Consider the following 17,791-nt stretch of genomic DNA (forward strand, 5'->3'; position numbering starts at 1 on the left):
CAGCGGCTGAGCCGCTCGCGCGATCCCTGTAGTTGAGCGTATCGACGGCTCTGTTGCAAATGTGTCATTGCGCACAGTCTGTGACTGGGGTTACGCTGAGTTCGAAAGAACCCGCCGTCGCAGCGCAGTGGTATTCAATTTGGTATCCCAGCTCTGTGCCCTGCAGATTTGAGTGACACCCATGTCAAAGACCGAGGCCACGCAGGACTCCGCACCGAAGTGGATGGGGCCGAGCCCCGAACAGCTGGCGGCGCATCGCATCAGTCCCCGGTTCTACAACTCGGATCTGGCGCCCAGTCGCAAAGAAGGGCGCAGTTGGACGGCCTACAGTGTCTTCACTCTCTGGGCCAACGACGTTCACTCGCTGGGCAACTACGGGTTCGCTCTCGGACTCTTCGCCCTGGGCCTGGGGGCCTGGCAGATCCTCGTGGCGCTGCTCGTCGGTGCCGCACTGCTCTTCTTCCTGCTCACGCTCTCCGGCTTCATGGGTCACAAGACGGGCGTGCCCTACCCGGTGATGAGCCGCATCGCCTTCGGCGTCCACGGCGCGCAGCTGGCGGCATCTGTGCGCGGAATCGTCGCCATCGCCTGGTTCGGCATCCAGACCTACCTGGCCTCGAGCGTCCTCAACGTCCTGCTCATCACCCTCATTCCCGGTCTCCAGTCGTGGGCCGACACCGAGTTCCTCGGACTCTCCGGGCTGGGCTGGTTCTCGTTCACGCTGCTCTGGATCGTCCAGGTCATCATCGTCAGCTACGGCATGGAGATGATCCGAAAATACGAGGCGATCGCCGGACCGATCATCCTCGTCACCTTCGTCTTACTGGCCATCTGGATGCTCTCCCGCGTCGACTTCTCCATCTCCTGGGCCAGAGAGGACGCCCTGTCCGGGTGGCCGATGTGGATGCACATCCTCGGCGGTGGGTCCCTGTGGGTCGCGATCTACGGCACCTTCGTCCTCAACTTCTCCGACTTCACCCGCGCTGCGAAGAAGAAGGGATCGATCGTCGTCGGCAACTTCTGGGGCATCCCGATCAACATGCTCGTCTTCGGCCTCGTCGTGATCTCCCTGGCCGGAGCTCAGTACAAGATCGACGGCACGGTCATCACCTCACCGGCCGACATCGTGCAGACCATCGGCAACCCGATTCTGCTGGCGCTGGCCTCCCTGGCGCTGCTCATCCTCACCGTCGCGGTCAACCTCATGGCGAACTTCGTCGCTCCGACCTACGCGTTGACGAACATGTTCCCGCGTCATCTCAACTTCCGCAGTGCGGCCATCATCAGCGCGGTCATCGGGTTCGTCATCCTGCCCTGGAACCTCTACGACTCACCCGTCGTCATCGTCTATTTCCTGGGCGGACTCGGCGCTCTGTTGGGACCCCTGTTCGGCGTCATCATGGTCGACTACTGGGTGATCAGGAAGACGAAGGTCAACGTTCCCCAGCTCTACACCGAGGCGGGAGACGGCGAGTACTTCTACCACCGCGGAGTCAACTGGCGAGCCATCGGCGCCTTCATCCCCGCCTCCGTCATCTCCCTCGTCTTCGCTCTGGTCCCGGCATTTGCCGGACTCTCGGAATTCTCCTGGTTCAGCGGAGCAGGCATCGCGGCCATCATCTACTTCATCATCGCCCGCCGGAACTTCACCTTCCGCGAGGTCGACGGCGAAGAGATCGCCGTCCCCACCACACACTGATTGAGAGCCCTGCCATGAGAATTCTCATCGTCAACGTGAACACGACTGAGTCGATGACTGAGGGCATCGCCCGCGCGGCACGAGAAGCCGCCTCGGCGGGCACTGAGATCATTGCACTGACCCCCACCTTCGGAGCCGAATCCTGCGAAGGCAATGTCGAGAGCTATCTCGCGGCGCTGGGTGTCATGGACGCGGTGATGAAATATCCGGGGGAGTTCGACGCCGTCATCCAGGCCGGGTACGGAGAACATGGGCGCGAAGGACTCCAGGAACTCCTCGACGTGCCCGTCATCGACATCACCGAGGCGGGAGCAGCGCTGGCGATGTTCCTCGGCCACAGGTACGCGGTCGTCACGACGCTCGATCGCACCGTTCCCCTGATCGAGGACCGGCTCCTCTTAGCGGGACTCAACACGCACTGCACCTCGGTTCGTGCCTCCGGGATGGCCGTGCTCGAGTTGGAGAATCAGCCTGAGCGCGCCGTAGAGGCGATCGCTGATCAAGCCGCCGAGGCGGTCGAACGTGACCGTGCAGAGGCCATCGTCCTCGGGTGCGGGGGAATGGCCGATCTTAAGCAGGTCATCGTCGAACGCTGCGATGTCCCCGTCGTCGACGGGGTCACCGCCGCAGTGAAGCTGGCCGAATCGTTGGTCGGCCTGGGACTGAAGACCTCGAAGGTGAGGACCTACGCGCCGGCTCGTCCGAAGCAGTTGAGCGGTTGGCCCTTCAGCGCAGCGTGACCTCAGCAGTGTGTGAACTCAGTCCTCGTGTGACTCGGTTCCTTCGGCTGACTCAGTTTCCTCGCGTGACTCAGTTCCCTCATCGACAGCCTTGGCGAGGCGTTCCTTGTGCTTGTCGTGCTGCTCCTGGCTCGTCCCGAGGTGCCGGGCGGCCAGATCCCTGACCTTTGTCTGATCGCGATGGGCGATGGCGTCGTAGAGCTGAGCATGCTCGGTGGCGACGAAGTCGAGGTCATCGTGCTGGCTCAGCTGCCAGCGCATACGGGAGTCGAGGAGCTCACCGATCTCGGCCAGGAGCCGGTTGCCGGAGAGCTCGGTGACGATGGCATGGAAGTCCGCGGCCGAACGGTGGGCGCCGACCACATCGCCGGCCTTCGACAGTTCCTTGCCCTTGGCCATGGTGGCCTCGAGCTTGGCCAAACCCTCCCGATTGTGTCGCTGTGCGGCGAGTTCGAAGGACAGAATGTCGAAGACCGTCCGCACCTCGTTGAGGTCGGCGATGTCACTGGGGGAGAACTCGCGCACCGTCGACCAGGTGTTGGGTCGATTCGCCACCAGTCCCTCGGCAGCGAGCTGCTTGAGAGCCTCGCGGATCGGCACACGACTGACCCCGAGCTCGGTGGCCAGGTTCCGCTCCACCAGCTTGCTGCCGGGCAGACGGATTCCGTCGATGATCTCGTTGCGCAGCACTTCGGTGACCCGCACTGTCTCAGAGCGCGGGCCATCGCTGCGAGGACTGTCATTGTTCTTCACCAGGTCATTCTCCCACCAGTGTTCTGCGCAGCGTCAGCGCTTCATGGCTCGGCCGAGGGCATCGAGGCCGACCGATCCCAGGTTCAGCGCCTTGGTATGGAAGGCCTTGAGATCGAAGTCGGCTCCGGCCTCGGCCTCGGCCTTGGCCTCGTCGCGGAACTGCTCCCACAGGCGCTGCCCGATCTTGTAGCTCGGGGCCTGTCCCGGCCAGCCGAGGTAGCGGTCAAGTTCGAAGGCGAGGAAGGACCGGTCCATGGCGACATTGTCGGTGAGGAACTGCCAGGCCTTCTCCCGGTTCCAGGTCCCACCGCCGAGGCTCTCGGGTGCATCGAGTCCTAAGTGGAAGCCGATGTCGAGGACCACCCGGGCCGCGCGCAGTCGCTGCGAGTCGAGCATTCCCAGGTAGTCGCCGGGATCGTCGAGGAAGCCGAGGTCGGCCATGAGCTTCTCCGCGTACAGGGCCCAGCCTTCACCATGTCCGGAGACCCAGCACATGAGTCGGCGCCAGCGGTTGAGGGTGTCAGAGACATAGGTGGCCTGGCCGACCTGCAGATGGTGGCCGGGCACGCCCTCGTGATAGACGGTGGTCTTCTCCTGCCAGGTGGCGAACTCGGTGACGCCTTCGGGCACCGACCACCACATGCGGCCCGGCCGAGAGAAGTCGTCGGTGGGGCCGGTGTAGTAGATGCCTCCGGTGGCCGAGGGGGCGATCATGCATTCGATCGTGCGCACCGGCTCGGGAATGTCGAAGTGGGACTTGCCGAGTTCCGTGATGGCCTCGTCGGCGACCTTCTGCATCCACTCCCGCAGCCCCTCCGCTCCGTGCAGGGTCCGCTTGGGATCCTTGTTGAGCGTCTCCATGACCTCGAACAGATCGGCCCCGGGCTGGATCTTCTCCGCGACCTCGCGCTGCTCGGCGTCGATGCGGGCCAGTTCTTCAAGCCCCCATGCGTAGGTCTCATCGAAGTCGACCTCGGCGCCGAGGAAGTCGCGCGAATACAGGGCGTAGGCCTCACGACCGCAGGCCTCATTCTCCGGCGCAGCCGGGAGAAGTTCGGCAGCCAGAAAATCGGCGAGCTGGGAAAAGGACTCACGGCCCGCCTCGGCGTGGGTGCTCAGCTGTTCGCGCAGCGACGACGGGACGTCGGTGGCACCGGCGATGAGCTGGTCGAAGTTGCTGCCGGGTTCGGCCAGCGTGCGAGCCTGTTCGATGACCTTCTCGATCTGGATCCGGGCCGCGACCTGACCACGGCTCTTAGCCAGGGCCAAGGACTCCTGATAGCCGGCCACAGAGGTCGGGACGGCCTCCATCGTTGTCGCGATGGTCTCCCAGTCCGCGGTGGTGTCGGTGGGCATGAGGTCGAAGGCGTCGCGGATGGACTGCAGGGGAGATTCGATGACGTTGAGGCTCGAATGTTTGAGCCCGGCGTCGAAGTAGTCGCGTTCAACGGTCAACCGGTCGCGCATTGCATCGATGGTCACGAGGTCGACGTCGTCGAGTTCGGCCGTCTTCTCAACCTCGGTGAGCTTGGCCAGCGTTTCGACGGTGAGATCGTTGGCGGCAGCCAGACCGGCGGGGGAGAAGTCATCGAAGCCCTTCGCGCCCTCAATGCCGAGGTAGAGGGCGAGGGACGGGGAGAGCGCAAGTGATCTGTCGACGAATTCTTCAGCAACGGCATCAACGGCCGAAGGGGTTCTCTTCTGGGTCATGATTCTCACCCTATATGACTGAGAACACAGCAATCAGGCGACTAGAGCAAGATCACCCTGAGATGGACCGCCGCCGACGGGGACCACCGGATAGCATGGATTGGTTCCCAGCCCGATCTCAGAAATCAGCCCGATCTCAACGATCAGCGATTCGCCGATCACAGCCGATCGACACTGACCGCAGGCACCGATCTCACCGGGCAGGCTGTTCTCGCTGGGCAGGCTGTTCTCACCGGGCAGTTGGGGAACGCAGCGCATCATTCGACAGGAAGAGAGACTGATCTTCAGTGGCACGGGCACAGCTATGGACCAAGGACTTCGTCGTCGGCATCGGTCTCAACCTGTCGATGTCGATGGTGTTCTACCTCCTCATGACGTCCATGGCCGGCTACGCCGTCGCCAGATTCTCCGCAGGCGAGGCCGCTGCAGGCTTCGCGTCCTCCTCCTTCGTCGTCGGTGCCGTCGTCGCACGTGTGCTGACCGGAAAGTACCTGGACTTCATCGGTCGGCGGAAGCTGCTCATCATCACGATGGCGATCTCGATCCTCGCCTCCGTGGCCTATATCTTCGCCGACACCCTGGTCTGGCTCCTCGTCATCCGCATCATCCACGGCATCGCCTTCGGCGCCGGCAACACCGCCATCATGACCGCGATCCAAAGCGTCATCCCGTCCTCCCGCCGAGGTGAGGGCACCGGTTACTTCGGCACCGCCACCACGCTGTCGACGGCTTTAGGGCCCTATCTGGGTGTCATCCTCCCGCGGGCCTATGACTTCCCGATGCTCTTCGCCGCCTCGGCGTTCATGTCACTCGTCGCCTTCATCCTCTGCGTCATCATCCAGCTGCCCAAGCAGGAACTCAGCGACTATCAGCGAAGCAGCAAATGGAACCTCAAACTCTCCACCCTCGTCGATCCGGCAGGGCTGCGGATCGGTTCGATCATGCTCGTCGTCGGCACCGCCTACGCCGCGGCCCTCGTGTTCCTCGCCGGCTATGCCGAGGACAACGGGGTTGCCAGTGCTGCCTCCCTGTTCTTCGTCGCCTTCGCCGTGGCATCTCTGATCGCACGACTGTTCGTCGGTCGCCTGCAGGACACCCTCGGCGACAACTTCGTCATCTATCCCGTCTTCATCTTCAACCTCGTGGGCAACATCCTGCTGGCGATGTGGCCGACCATGACGGGGATCATCCTCGCCGGCGTCTTCGTCGGACTGGGATTCGGCTCGCTCATGCCGTGCATGCAGGCGATCGCCGTGAAATCGGTGCCGATGTCGCGAGTCGCTGTCGCCACCTCCTCGTTCTTCCTGCTCCTTGACGCCGGATCCGGCATCGGGCCGATCATCCTCGGCGCCATCATGCCGCTGACCGGTGGCAGCGGCATGTTCATGCTCTGCGGCGGTCTCGTCATCCTGGCCATGATCCTCTACTACTTCGTCCACGGCCGCCGCCGAGGTGGTCGCCCCGGTCGCGAATACCTGCACTGAGGACGGTGTCGGCTGGGCTTGGTCATTGCCGGCCGGGCTGATGTCGCTGCCAGCTGGGCTGAGGTTTCTCAGTTCGTGCGATCGCGATAGCCTGAACCCACCGATGACACCCCTGGATCGCAAGGACTGGCCATGAAATTCGCACTCGCGCAGATCAACTCCACCACCACGGTTGCGGACAACCTCGACAAGGTCCGGGACTACACCAACAGGGCCGCCGAGGCTGGAGCCGAGTTCGTCGTCTTCCCCGAGGCCACGATGTCCGCCTTCGGGCCCGGCCTGCGCGATGTCGCCGAGGCGAACACCGAGTCGTGGCGGTCGGAGATGACCCAGCTGGCAGCCGAGGCCGGAATCACCGTCATCGTCGGCGAGTTCGCGACCTCAGGTGAGAAGGTGATCAACCTGCTTGCCGTCTACACGCCAGAGGGTGAGCGCGAAGACTATGCGAAGATCCACCTCTACGACGCCTTCGGGTTCAAAGAATCCGACACCGTCGTCCCCGGCGAAGACCCGGTCGTCATCGACCTCGCCGGTGAGAGCGTCGGACTGACCCTGTGCTACGACATCCGCTTCCCGAAGCTGTACGCCGAGGTCAGCCGTCGTGGTGCCAAACTCGCCATCGTCTCCGCGTCCTGGGGCGCGGGGAAGGGCAAAGTCGAACAGTGGGAGACTCTGGCTCGTGCCCGGGCACTGGACTCCAATATGTTCGTTGCCGCCATCGGCCAGGCCGATCCCGAGGTCAGCGGTGTCGAAGTTCCGCAGAAGGGACCGACCGGCGTCGGCCACAGTCTCGTCTCCGATCCCTTCGGTCACGTCATCACCTCACTGGACGGCCACGAGGCCCTCGAAGTCGTCGAGGTTGACCTCGCCGTAGCTGACAAGGCCGCCGAGGCGATTCCGGTGCTGGCGAACGCGAAGCTCGGGTACTGAGGCTGACTCAGGGGAGAGCTTGAGTCCGGCTGAGAATGTGCCGTAAAACACAGTAGTTGCACTTGAGGCAAAAATGCACCGAGTGCAATAATGTGAATATGGATTCCACATCTTCTAGCGAGCCCGAGGGGCTGCGCGAACGCAAGAAGCGCGAACGCGGTCAGGCTCTGCGTCAAGCCGCCCTCGATCTGGCACTCGAGAACGGGTACGCCAACGTCACCGTCGAAGACATCTGCGAACGCTGCGGAGTCTCACGGCGGACCTTCTTCAACTACTTCTCCAGCAAGGAAGAGGCACTGCTGGGCCGCGCCGACACCGTCTTCGACGATGAGGACCAGCCCGACATCGCAGCGTTCGAGGCAGGCGGCCCGGACGGGCGGCTGCTGTCCGACCTCCAGCACCTGCTGGCCTCGGTCGTGCGCACGCGCTTGAACAAGCGCGAAGAGATGCACCAGTATCACCTGTTGATGAAGCAGGATCCTTCGCTCATGCAGGTTCAGATGTCTCGCATGGGCAACAATGAGCGCCTGTTCCGCGAGATGATCCAACGTCGCCTCGACGGGGGAGCGACGGACTCGGGAACCTCTGCGACCGACGAGAAATCAGCGTCCAACGTGAACCGCAGGGCCACCTCGGCGACCAATAGCTCTTCTGACGATTCCGGCTCAGGCCACTGCCATGACGACGGCGACGGGGTGCCGGTGTCCATCCGCGCCGAGGCTCTGGCCGCCCTGGCGATGATGTCGATCAAGGCGACGTTCCTGCGCCTGCGCAAGGTCGAGGGTGACCCGGCCCCCGTCATCAAAGAACTGTTCGACGAACTACGAGACATTTTTGAGGAGGAAACCGCATGAGCTCAGCAACGCAGACAGCTGAGAAGGCGCCGATCGTCTTGAACAAGAAGACGATCGCCCTCATCTTCTCCGCGCTCATGGCCGCCATGTTCCTGGCGACCCTGGACCAGACGATCGTGTCGACGGCAATGCCGACGATCGTGGGTGAACTCGACGGTGTCGAGCATCAGGCCTGGCTGGTGACCATCTACCTGCTGGCGATGACCATCGTCATGCCGCTGTACGGAAAATTCGGCGACATGTGGGGCAGGAAGGTCATCTTCCTCGTCGCGATCGCGATCTTCGTCGTCGGCTCCTTCGGGTCCGGCATGGCGCAGACCTTCTGGGAGCTCATCGCCTGGCGCGGCTTCCAAGGCCTGGGCGGCGGCGGACTGATGATCCTCTCGCAGGCCATCATCGCCGACATCATCCCCGCCAGTGAGCGCGGCAAGTACATGGGCCCCCTCGGCGGACTCTTCGCTATCTCCAGCGTGCTCGGACCGGTCCTCGGCGGCTTCTTCACCCAGCACATGGACTGGCGCTGGTGCTTCTGGATCAATGTCCCGATCGGCATCATCGCCTTCGTCATCGCGCTCTTCGCACTCAAGCTGCCGAGCCACAAGTCGGACAAGAAGGTCGACGTCCTCGGCATCATCTTCATGGTGGCAGCGACCTCGCAGCTGATCCTCGTCACCAGCTGGGGCGGTCACGACTATGACTGGAACTCGCCGACCATCATCTCCCTGATCATCGGCACTGTGGTCTCCGCTGCCATCTTCGTCTATGTCGAATCCAAGGTCAGCAACCCGATCATCCCGATCTTCCTGTTCAAGAACAAGACCTTCGTCCTCTCGACAGTCATCGGCCTGCTGCTGGGCCTGGGCATGTTCTCCGCAATGGCGTTCCTGCCCACGTTCATGCAGATGGCATCCGGGACAGATGTGACAGGATCCGGCCTGCTCATGCTGCCGATGATGGCCGGTGTCATGCTGACCTCCATCGTCTCCGGCTTCATCGTGTCGAAGACCGGCAAGTACAAGATCTACCCGCTCTTAGGCACCCTCATCGCTGGCATTGCTCTGGCCTGGATGACCACGCTGACGGCCGATACCTCGATGGTGCTCATCGGATGCATGATCTTCACCATGGGCTTCGGCCTGGGCCTGGTCATGCAGATCATCGTCCTCGTCATTCAGAACTCCGTGGCCCCGGAGCTGGTGGGCACCGCAACCTCGACGAATAACTACTTCCGCGAGATCGGTGCCTCGGTGGGCACGGCACTGTTCGGGTCGATATTCACATCCCGGCTGGCAGACAAGGTCGGCGAAGCGATGTCGCAGGCACCCGGCGGTGCGGCAGCCGGTGGTGCCTCCACCGACTCGCTGACCCCGGAGTCCGTGGCCTCACTGCCCGGGCCCATCCACGACCTCGTTGTCAACGCCTACGCGGACGCCCTGGCACCCTCGTTCTGGTACATGGTGCCGGTGTTCCTCGTCGCCTTCGTCCTCGCCTGGTTCCTCCCGCAGCTCAAGCTCTCCGACGTCGCCGGAATGGTGGCCCGCGGTGAAGCCGTCTACGGTGACGATATGGGCGGTCCGACACGAGGAGTCGTCAACGCTTCGGGCGACTCGGCGACTGCAGACACAGCGGCGGGTTCGGACGAGTCGGTGGCCGGTGAACGTGGTCCTCAGCGTCTGAGCACGGTCACCGTCGATGACGGATACGCGCCGCGTCCTGGTCTCGATACCGGAACCATCCACCAAGTGGAGCCTGGGGCCGACCCTGAAAAGGACCAGTACCGGCTGAGGTAAGCAGGCCCCACAGCGAACGGGCTGCACCGGTGACATGATTTGGGCGCCGACAGAAGATCTGTCGGCGCCCAAAGTGTGTCTGGCTGCTGAGCTCGCTGATCTGTCAACGTCCCAACGGCTCAGCGACTCAGCGTCCCGGTGTCAGCGACCCAGCGTCTGTGTCCAGGCCTGCGGCAGTCGCTTGCGGACGTTGCGACGTGGCGCGTTGACTCCGGCACGGTCGTGCTTGGCCGTCTCCATCTGATCCAGGGCAGCAGCCTGATTGGCGGCGTAGGCAAGAGCCACCTGGCGGATCGCGACGACGGCCGCCACCGCTGCGGCGCTGGCCATATCGTCGCTGACAGGCTCGCCGTCGTGTGCGTGCACCTGTGTTCGGTCCTCGACCGAGGTGGAGGTGGCTGCGGCGTCGTCGGCCGAGGTCGGCGCGGCGTCGTCGGCGGGCTGTGAAACGTCCTCACTCATAGTGGGATGTTACCGTGCTTGCGCGCTGGAGCGTCAACATGCTTGTTCTTCAGCGCCCGCAGCCCGCGCACGATCCGGTTCCGGGTTTCGCTCGGTTTGATGACCGCGTCGATGTAGCCCTCTTCGGCCGCCAGATACGGGTTGAGGAGGGCATCCTCGTAGTCCTGGATCAGTTCGTCACGCAGAGCATCGACGTCTTCGCCTGCCTCGCCGGCGGCCTTGAGCTTGCGCCGATAGACGATGTTGGCAGCCCCCTGGGCACCCATGACCGCGATCTGGGCGCTGGGCCAGGCAAGGTTGAGATCGGCGCCGAGCTGCTTCGAGCCCATGACGCAGTATGCTCCGCCGTAGGCTTTGCGGGTGATGAGCGTGATCAGCGGAACCGTGGCCTCACCGTAGGCGTAGATGAGCTTGGCGCCGCGGCGGATGATGCCGCTGAACTCCTGATCGGTGCCGGGCAGGAATCCGGGCACGTCGACGAAGGTGAGGATCGGAATGTTGAACGCATCGCAAAGGCGCACGAAGCGGGCCGCCTTCTCCGAGGCATCGATGTCCAATGTTCCCGCCAGCTGCATCGGCTGGTTCGCGATGACGCCGACGCTGACTCCTTCGACGCGTCCGAAGCCGGTGACGACGTTCGGGGCGAAGAGTTCGGAGACCTGCAGGAACTCCGCATCGTCGAGGACGGTGGTGACGACGTCGAGGATGTCGTAGGGCTGAGACGGCGAATCCGGCATCAGCGTATCCAGGGCCTCGTCCTCAGGTGCGACACTCAGATCCGATTCGAACTCGTCGGCATCGGCGGGGTCGAGGTTGTTCTGGGGCAGGAATGAGAGCAGGTCGCGCACATAGTTCAGCGCATCGTCTTCGTCGCTGGCCAGGTAGTGGGCGTTGCCGGAGACGGTGTTGTTCGTGCGTCCGCCGCCGAGGTCCTCGTGGCCGACCTCTTCGCCGGTGACGGTCTTGATGACGTCGGGACCGGTGATGTACATGTGGCTGGTCTGATCGACCATGATCGTGACGTCGGTCAGCGCAGGGGAGTACACGGCACCACCGGCCGAGGGCCCCATGATGAGCGAGATCTGCGGGATCACGCCGGAGGAGGCCACGTTGAGGCGGAAGATCTCCGCGAACAGGGCGATCGAGCCCACACCCTCCTGGATCCGGGCGCCACCGGAATCGTTGATGCCGATGATGGGGCAGCCCAACTTGATCGCAAGCTTCTGGACCTTGACGATCTTACGGCCGTTCGCCTCGGCGAGGGAGCCGCCGAGGACGGTGAAGTCGTGAGCGAACACGGCCACGGTCCGGCCCTCGATCGTGCCCAGACCGCACACCACGCCGTCACCGTCGGGGCGATTGTTCTCCATGCCGAACTGGTGGTTGTGGTGGCGGGCGAACTCGTCGATCTCCTGGAACGAATCCTCGTCGAGGAGTGCCTCGATGCGTTCGCGAGCGGTCTGCTTGCCGCGCTTGTGCTGGTTCTCCACCGACTTCTCATTGCCGGTGTGGGCCGCATCCCGGCGCTGGACGAAAGCGTCGATGCGCTCGGCTGTTGTTCGTGGGGTATCCGTCATGCCTCCACAATAACGACGCAGGGTGCGATCATTGTGCACTCTCACCAAAAGAATCTAAAGTGGTCTGGTGAACAGCCAACACATTCCCTTCCTCGTCGATGTCGAATCACTGCGCCGCAAGGCCGCGGACCGTGGTTTCGATCTCCCCACTGTCATCTGGGACGACATCTGTTCGTCGACGAACGACGAGTTGGCCTCGCTGGTCCGCGGGCAGTCGCAGCTTCGCGAGCACCCCACCGATCGCACCCGCCGGATCGCAGCCGCCGACGGCATCGACCTCGCCGAGGTGCCTGCTCAGTTCTCCGTCTACGGCACCGATCATCAGAACGCCGGACACGGGCGCCTGGGCCGGACCTGGACCGTGCCCCCGCGTCGTTCGCTGACGTTTTCGATCCTGCTGGAGCCCGGTGCCGTCTTCGACTCCTGGGGGTGGATTCCCCTGATCGCCGGTGAGGCAGTCAGATCTGCCATCGCCGAGGCGGGAGTGCCGGCCGTACTCAAGTGGCCCAACGATGTGCTCACGGAGGACGGGAAGAAGCTGTGCGGGATCCTGGCCCGGGTCGAACCGGCGCCGAGTGGACCGCGAATCGTCTTGGGGATGGGGATCAACACCCGCCTGCAGTCAGATGATCTGCCACGTGAGAGCGCCAGTTCGATTGCCATCGAAACGGACACCGACGGTTCAGAAGTTGCTCATGAAGACTTGTTAATCTCAATCCTGAGCACACTGATTCCTGCCTACAGGGAGCTTGTCGAATATGACGATGATGATTTCAGCCGCAGCGCAGCCGGCGCCAAGGTGCGTGCGAACATGGTGACCCTCGGGACCCGGGTCAGAGTCGAACGCCCCGACGGAAGCAACCTGTACGGCCGAGCCACCGGACTCGACTCCGGCGGCGATCTCATCATCGACAACGACATCAGTGTCAGCGCCGGCGACGTCCACCACCTGCGACCGGCCGCCGAGTCTGCTGACGAAGCTGAGCCAGCAGTGTCGAACGAGCCAACAGTGACGAACACGGAAGTCGAGGGCCACAGATGACAGGTGTCTCGGACTTCACCGCCGAATTCAACATCGTCTCCGACGACGGTCAAGACCCAGTCGACGAGCAGCAAGGTCCTGTCGATGAGTCGCCGAACTCGGCCGACGCTCCACAGGCTTCGGCCGATGAACCTCAGGGTGTCGCAGATGAGTCCCACGGCTCCGGCCAGGAGAGTCACGACTCGGTCCAAGAGGTTCACAACTCAGCGTCATCGGGCATGAACTCGATACCAGTGGTCACGGAGGACCAGATCGACGATTCGTCCACCTCCAACGCACCTCCCGCGGCCACCCCATCCCCTTCGATGCCGGGAATCGAGCACGGTGATGACGACCTCCCGGCCACCTCGGTGACGGATTCCGTCCCCAGGGACGAGGACGGTTCCAGCGGTGAGACGGATTCGTCCGAGGCCTCGGGACAGCTGGATGAGAAGGCTCGCGGAGACTTCTTCGGAGGGCTGCATGAGGACCCGCGAACTGCGGCCCTGCAGATCGTCGGCGAAGGTGACGAGGACGAAGACGAGACCGTCTACGAAACGCGCAGCGCGGCCGAACGCCTCGAGGAGATCCTCCTCGACGGCAAACGCGTGCTCGACCGGCGTGAAGCGGCGAAACTCGGGGGCATCTCCACGGTCTCTGCGCGCAAGATGTGGCGAGCATTGGGCATGTCCCAGACGGACGGCATAGAGAAGGCCTACACCGTCAGCGACGCCCATGCGCTGCGCATGTGGGCCAAGCCTGTCGCCGACGGCCTCATTGATCAGTCCACTGCCCTGTCACTGGCCCGCGCGATCGGTCAGACCACGGACCGTCTCGTCGTATGGCAGATGGAGACTCTCGTCGACTTCCTCACTGAGGAGGAGGGCCTGACCGATCCCGAGGCCAGACGCGACGCGCTGCAGCTCGTCGAGGACATGGTCGATCCTCTGCAGAAGATGCTGACGTATTCCTGGCGGCGCAACCTCGCCGAGGTGATGGGTCGCCTCAACGTCAACGTCTCCGATGGTCTGGCCATCGACAACAGGCAGGGTTGGTACGACTCGTCGATGCCGCTGGCACGTGCGGTCGGCTTCATCGACCTCGTCTCCTATACACGGCTGTCGCAGAAGATGGAGCCCAGACAGTTGGCGAATCTGGTCCAGGAGTTCCAGGGCATGGCCTACAACATCGTCGCCACTGGTGGCGGTCGCGTCATCAAGACTGTCGGCGATGAGGTGTTCTTCGCTGCCGAGACGCCCTTGGGCGGAGCGGAGATCGCGATGACCCTGATGGAACGCGTTACCGCTGCCCAGGATCTGCCGCAGGCCCGCGTCGGATTCGTCTGGGGCAGGGTCCTGTCTCGCCTGGGCGACATCTTCGGTTCCAGCGTCAATCTGGCTGCCCGGCTCACCGCCGTGGCCGATCCCGGCACGATCTTCACCGATGAGGACACGGCTCGGGTGCTCTCGGCCTCGGATGCCTATGTCTTCGAGCGGCGCGAATCTCTGTCGCTCCAGGGGCTGGGGGAGACCGGTATCGGCGAGATGAAGCGCGGTACGGCCGCCCAAATGCAGCTGGATCTCGACGACGACGACAACTGAGTCAGAGACTCCAACTGAGCCAGGCACTCCAACTGAGCCAGGCACTCCAACTGAGCCAGGCACTCCAACTGAGCCAGAGGCTCCAACTGAGCCAGGTTCCGCGACGCATCACGCACCGGTTGGTCTACACAGCACCGTTGGCTGCGCTGCGCACTGTTAGCCGTAAGGCATACAGTTGCAGTGGTTGTTTGTGCGAATACGGGTACCACGTGTGCAGTGATCTGTGATCACAATCACTACTGACGACAGGGCAGCTTTTCTCGTCCGATATCTCGGAAAGCCCTGCCAGGTTCCTCAGAACAGTGCGGTGTCGTCATCGTCGTCGTCATCATGGGAGACGATGACGGCGTCGTCGGAGTCGATCTTCGAGCGGGCGATCTCTTCCTTCGCCTCATCGAGATCCGGCCCGCCGTCGAGGTCGAGATCGAGTTCACCGAAGTTCGTCGCCAGGCCCTGAGTGCGCGTGGCAGCCGAGGACGATGAGCCCCCGCCGGAGGCCGCACCCCCGTCACCGGAAGCGTCAGTACCTGCCGCGCCTGAGTCACCTGCACCGGCTCCGCCGCCTGAAAGGGCCGCCTCGGCGTCACCGAGGCGGGGGACCGTCCCGATGACGTCGATCTTGGATTCCAGCGGCGAACCGGTGGCATCGCGCCTCGACATCTCGGCTGGCAGGGTCCTGGCCCCACCCGCCTGCGCAGCGGCCTGCGGAGAGTCGCCGACCCATGCCAGGGACAGCTCGGTCTCTCCCTTGAGGAACTTATGGGCACGCACACCCGAGGTCGCACGACCCTTGGTCGGATATTCGGAGAAGTCGCTGACCTTGATCGATGACGAGGGTGCGCCGTAGAAGTTCTCGCCGCTGGCGACGGTGACCACGGCGAACGTGCCGATGTTGGTGTCGGCGTCGCCTTCCTCATCGGTCTTGGCCGCCTTGGGCGTCATTCCGAAGAAGAGGGCGCGCGCATCGGCGGCAACCTTCATACCTGCCACACCAGAGGCGTTCCAGCCTTGGGCTCTCAGCCCGGAGGCGTCGAAGGCCAGCAGCTGTGCGTTCGAGGTCACGAACACAGCCAGGGACTCATCGATGTCCTTCGGCTGGGCGACGCCGATGACGGAGTCCTTGCCCTTGAGCGTGATCGCTTCCCATTCGCTCTTGTTCGGCCGCGCGGCCACGGACACGCGTTTGACGACTCCGCCCGCGGTGCCGAGGACGAATTCACGATCGAGGTCGATGAGGCCGAGGACGGTTTCGTTCTTCTCCAGCGTCACGTAGTCGGCGATCTTGACGCCGCCGGCGACGTTGGGCCGGGTTGCGGCCGGGGGCAGGGCTGGCAGGTCGACGACATCGACCATGTGCAGACGACCGGTCGAGGTCACCGCACCGACCTTGCCCTGAGTCGTCGACACGATCTCCGAACGCAGCGCGTCGTGGCTCGAGCGCTTCCCGACCCTCTGCAGCGGTGAGGCATCGGCGGTCCGGGCGATCCGGCCCGATGTTGAGAGCAGGACTCGGCAGGGGGCGTCGGCGATCTTGAGGTCTGCCTGCGCCTTCTTGCCCTTGGCAGAGAGCTCCTTCATCGAGCCTTCGATGAGGACCGTGCGCCGAGGTGAGCCGATGGCTTCCGCCGTCGCCTCGAGTTCGGTGGCGACGAGTTCACGCAGCTTGGCCTCATCGGCGAGCAGGTCTTCGAGGTAGGCGATCTTCTTGCGCAGTTCGTCGCGTTCGGCCTCGAGTTCGATCCGCGAGAACTTGGTCAGCCTGCGCAGCTGCAGGTCGAGGATGTAGGTGGCCTGGAGCTCCGAAAGTTCGAAGACGTCCATGAGGCGGGTGCGTGCCGTGGCCGCATCGTCGGAGGAGCGGATGAGCTGGATGACCTCGTCGATGTCGAGGATCGCAATGAGCAGACCTTCGACGAGGTGGAGGCGGTCCTTGGCCTTGCGCAGCTGGAACACCGTGCGGCGTCGGATGACGTCGATGCGGTGGGCGAGGTAGACGGTCAGCAGTTCGCGCAGACCCAGCGTCCGTGGCTGACCGTCGACGAGGCAGACATTGTTCATGCTGAACGATTCCTCGAGCGGGGTCTGCCGGTAGAGTTCGGCGAGGACAGCCTCCGGATTGAACCCGTTCTTGATGCCGATGACCAGGCGCATGCCGTTCTTGCGGTCCGAGTAGTCATCGATCGAGGCGATGCCGGTGAGCTTCTTCGCCCCGACGGCGTCCTTGACCTTGGACACGACCTTTTCGGGGCCGACGAGGTAGGGCAGCTCGGTGACGACGATGCCCTTGCGCCGGGCGTTGATGTTCTCGATTGAGACGGTGGCCCTGGTGCGGAACGTTCCTCGTCCGGTCTCATAGGCTTCGCGCACACCGTCGAGTCCGATGATCCGCCCGCCGGTGGGCAGATCAGGGCCGGGGATGAAGCGCATGAGCTCGGCAAGGCCGGCCTCCGGATTGCGGATCAGGTGGCAGCAGGCGGCGATGACCTCACCGGGATTGTGCGGGGCCATGTTCGTGGCCATGCCCACGGCGATTCCGGAGGTGCCGTTGATGAGCAGGTTCGGGAATGCGCTGGGCAGAACCTCGGGCTGAGTCAGAGTGTTGTCGTAGTTTCCGACGAAGTCGACGACATCTTCGTCGAGGCCGGCGATCATCTGCATCGAGGCCGATGTCAGTCGGGCCTCTGTATAACGTGGGGCGGCTGGGCCGTCGTCGAGGGAACCGAAGTTTCCGTGGCCGTCGACGAGCGGAACGCGCATGATGAAGCTTTGGCTCAGGCGCACCAGGGCATCGTAGATTGCGGTGTCACCGTGAGGGTGGAGCTTGCCCATGACATCGCCGACGATGCGGGAGGACTTCACATGGCCGCGCTCCGGGCGCAGACCCATGTCGCCCATCTGGTAGACGATGCGGCGTTGGACCGGCTTGAGGCCGTCACGTGCGTCGGGCAGTGCGCGGGAGTGGATGACCGAGACCGCATATTCGAGGAACGAACTCTCCATCTCCGACGAGACGTCGACATCGATGACTCTGCCTTCGGTCATGGAACTCCTTTGACTGGGACGCGCGAATGTTCTCCGGATGCTCTCCCGAGCGCCGAGTCGGTGCAGGCGCAACGGAGAGCACCCATTGATTCTAGCGTTCGATTAGAGTTCTATGGCCCAATCGGCCT

General features: G+C 63.5%; 14 protein-coding genes. 8 read left to right on the plus strand and 6 right to left on the minus strand.

Annotated elements, in window-relative coordinates:
- Positions 1 to 181 precede the first annotated feature (181 nt).
- Entirely contained in the window at positions 182 to 1,699 is a 1,518-nt protein-coding gene (locus CXR25_RS07115; protein WP_125240473.1) for an NCS1 family nucleobase:cation symporter-1, read from the plus strand.
- A 14-nt stretch (positions 1,700 to 1,713) separates the two neighbouring features.
- Complete coding sequence (locus tag CXR25_RS07120; RefSeq protein WP_096146743.1) at positions 1,714 to 2,439, plus strand: aspartate/glutamate racemase family protein; 726 nt, start codon at positions 1,714 to 1,716, stop codon at positions 2,437 to 2,439.
- A gap of 18 nt (positions 2,440 to 2,457) precedes the next feature.
- Here the strand turns inward: CXR25_RS07120 and CXR25_RS07125 are convergent, their stop codons facing one another.
- Genes CXR25_RS07125 through CXR25_RS07135 form a run of 3 tightly spaced genes read right to left on the minus strand, consistent with a single transcriptional unit; the run spans position 2,458 to position 5,163 of the window.
- Positions 2,458 to 3,192 (minus strand): GntR family transcriptional regulator, encoded by a 735-nt coding sequence (locus CXR25_RS07125; RefSeq protein ID WP_096146742.1) that lies wholly within the window; start codon positions 3,190 to 3,192, stop codon positions 2,458 to 2,460.
- A gap of 33 nt (positions 3,193 to 3,225) precedes the next feature.
- On the minus strand, positions 3,226 to 4,902 hold the full coding sequence (locus CXR25_RS07130; protein WP_096160898.1) for a DUF885 domain-containing protein: 1,677 nt from the start codon (positions 4,900 to 4,902) through the stop codon (positions 3,226 to 3,228).
- A 33-nt stretch (positions 4,903 to 4,935) separates the two neighbouring features.
- Entirely contained in the window at positions 4,936 to 5,163 is a 228-nt protein-coding gene (locus CXR25_RS07135; protein WP_096146740.1) for a hypothetical protein, read from the minus strand.
- Between the two features lie 26 nt (positions 5,164 to 5,189).
- Between CXR25_RS07135 and CXR25_RS07140 the strand changes: the two genes are divergently transcribed.
- The 4 genes from CXR25_RS07140 (at position 5,190) to CXR25_RS07155 (ending at position 9,960) form a co-directional block, all read left to right on the plus strand.
- Positions 5,190 to 6,386, plus strand: coding sequence for an MFS transporter (locus CXR25_RS07140; RefSeq protein WP_125240474.1), 1,197 nt, complete (start codon positions 5,190 to 5,192; stop codon positions 6,384 to 6,386).
- Positions 6,387 to 6,518: 132 nt separating this feature from the next.
- Positions 6,519 to 7,316, plus strand: a complete 798-nt coding sequence (locus CXR25_RS07145) for a carbon-nitrogen hydrolase family protein (protein ID WP_009884556.1) — start codon at positions 6,519 to 6,521, stop codon at positions 7,314 to 7,316.
- A 98-nt stretch (positions 7,317 to 7,414) separates the two neighbouring features.
- Complete coding sequence (locus CXR25_RS07150) at positions 7,415 to 8,170, plus strand: TetR/AcrR family transcriptional regulator (RefSeq protein ID WP_009884555.1); 756 nt, start codon at positions 7,415 to 7,417, stop codon at positions 8,168 to 8,170.
- A complete protein-coding gene (locus CXR25_RS07155; protein WP_009884554.1) occupies positions 8,167 to 9,960 on the plus strand; it encodes an MDR family MFS transporter in 1,794 nt (597 codons plus the stop codon). Before CXR25_RS07150 ends, CXR25_RS07155 begins: the two co-directional genes overlap by 4 nt.
- 141 nt (positions 9,961 to 10,101) lie before the next feature.
- Here CXR25_RS07155 and CXR25_RS07160 read toward each other — a convergent pair whose 3' ends face one another.
- On the minus strand, positions 10,102 to 10,422 hold the full coding sequence (locus CXR25_RS07160) for a hypothetical protein (protein WP_125240475.1): 321 nt from the start codon (positions 10,420 to 10,422) through the stop codon (positions 10,102 to 10,104).
- Positions 10,419 to 11,999 (minus strand): acyl-CoA carboxylase subunit beta, encoded by a 1,581-nt coding sequence (locus CXR25_RS07165; RefSeq protein ID WP_069599879.1) that lies wholly within the window; start codon positions 11,997 to 11,999, stop codon positions 10,419 to 10,421. Before CXR25_RS07165 ends, CXR25_RS07160 begins: the two co-directional genes overlap by 4 nt.
- Before the next feature lie 67 nt (positions 12,000 to 12,066).
- On the opposite strand from CXR25_RS07165, the gene CXR25_RS07170 reads away from it, so the two are divergent.
- Both CXR25_RS07170 and CXR25_RS07175 read left to right on the plus strand, forming a co-directional pair.
- Positions 12,067 to 13,041 (plus strand): biotin--[acetyl-CoA-carboxylase] ligase, encoded by a 975-nt coding sequence (locus CXR25_RS07170; protein ID WP_096158572.1) that lies wholly within the window; start codon positions 12,067 to 12,069, stop codon positions 13,039 to 13,041.
- The gene (locus tag CXR25_RS07175; protein ID WP_069599881.1) at positions 13,038 to 14,621 is read left to right on the plus strand and encodes an adenylate/guanylate cyclase domain-containing protein; all 1,584 of its coding nucleotides are present in this window, start codon (positions 13,038 to 13,040) and stop codon (positions 14,619 to 14,621) included. The genes CXR25_RS07170 and CXR25_RS07175 overlap by 4 nt, the downstream gene beginning before the upstream one ends.
- A 294-nt stretch (positions 14,622 to 14,915) precedes the next feature.
- Here the strand turns inward: CXR25_RS07175 and CXR25_RS07180 are convergent, their stop codons facing one another.
- Complete coding sequence (locus tag CXR25_RS07180) at positions 14,916 to 17,663, minus strand: DNA gyrase/topoisomerase IV subunit A (protein ID WP_009884549.1); 2,748 nt, start codon at positions 17,661 to 17,663, stop codon at positions 14,916 to 14,918.
- Positions 17,664 to 17,791: the final 128 nt, after the last annotated feature.

The sequence above is a fragment of the Brevibacterium aurantiacum genome (assembly GCF_003932995.1).
Lineage (GTDB): Bacteria > Actinomycetota > Actinomycetes > Actinomycetales > Brevibacteriaceae > Brevibacterium > Brevibacterium aurantiacum.

Bases quoted from the DNA above. Each gene is read 5' to 3' on its own strand.
- CXR25_RS07115 (WP_125240473.1), top strand. From the start codon at position 182: ATGTCAAAGACCGAGGCCACGCAGGACTCCGCACCGAAGTGGATGGGG.
- CXR25_RS07120 (WP_096146743.1), top strand. From the start codon at position 1,714: ATGAGAATTCTCATCGTCAACGTGAACACGACTGAGTCGATGACTGAG.
- CXR25_RS07130 (WP_096160898.1), bottom strand. From the start codon at position 4,902: ATGACCCAGAAGAGAACCCCTTCGGCCGTTGATGCCGTTGCTGAAGAA.
- CXR25_RS07135 (WP_096146740.1), bottom strand. From the start codon at position 5,163: ATGATGCGCTGCGTTCCCCAACTGCCCGGTGAGAACAGCCTGCCCAGC.
- CXR25_RS07145 (WP_009884556.1), top strand. From the start codon at position 6,519: ATGAAATTCGCACTCGCGCAGATCAACTCCACCACCACGGTTGCGGAC.
- CXR25_RS07150 (WP_009884555.1), top strand. From the start codon at position 7,415: ATGGATTCCACATCTTCTAGCGAGCCCGAGGGGCTGCGCGAACGCAAG.
- CXR25_RS07155 (WP_009884554.1), top strand. From the start codon at position 8,167: ATGAGCTCAGCAACGCAGACAGCTGAGAAGGCGCCGATCGTCTTGAAC.
- CXR25_RS07160 (WP_125240475.1), bottom strand. From the start codon at position 10,422: ATGAGTGAGGACGTTTCACAGCCCGCCGACGACGCCGCGCCGACCTCG.
- CXR25_RS07165 (WP_069599879.1), bottom strand. From the start codon at position 11,999: ATGACGGATACCCCACGAACAACAGCCGAGCGCATCGACGCTTTCGTC.
- CXR25_RS07175 (WP_069599881.1), top strand. From the start codon at position 13,038: ATGACAGGTGTCTCGGACTTCACCGCCGAATTCAACATCGTCTCCGAC.
- CXR25_RS07180 (WP_009884549.1), bottom strand. From the start codon at position 17,663: ATGACCGAAGGCAGAGTCATCGATGTCGACGTCTCGTCGGAGATGGAG.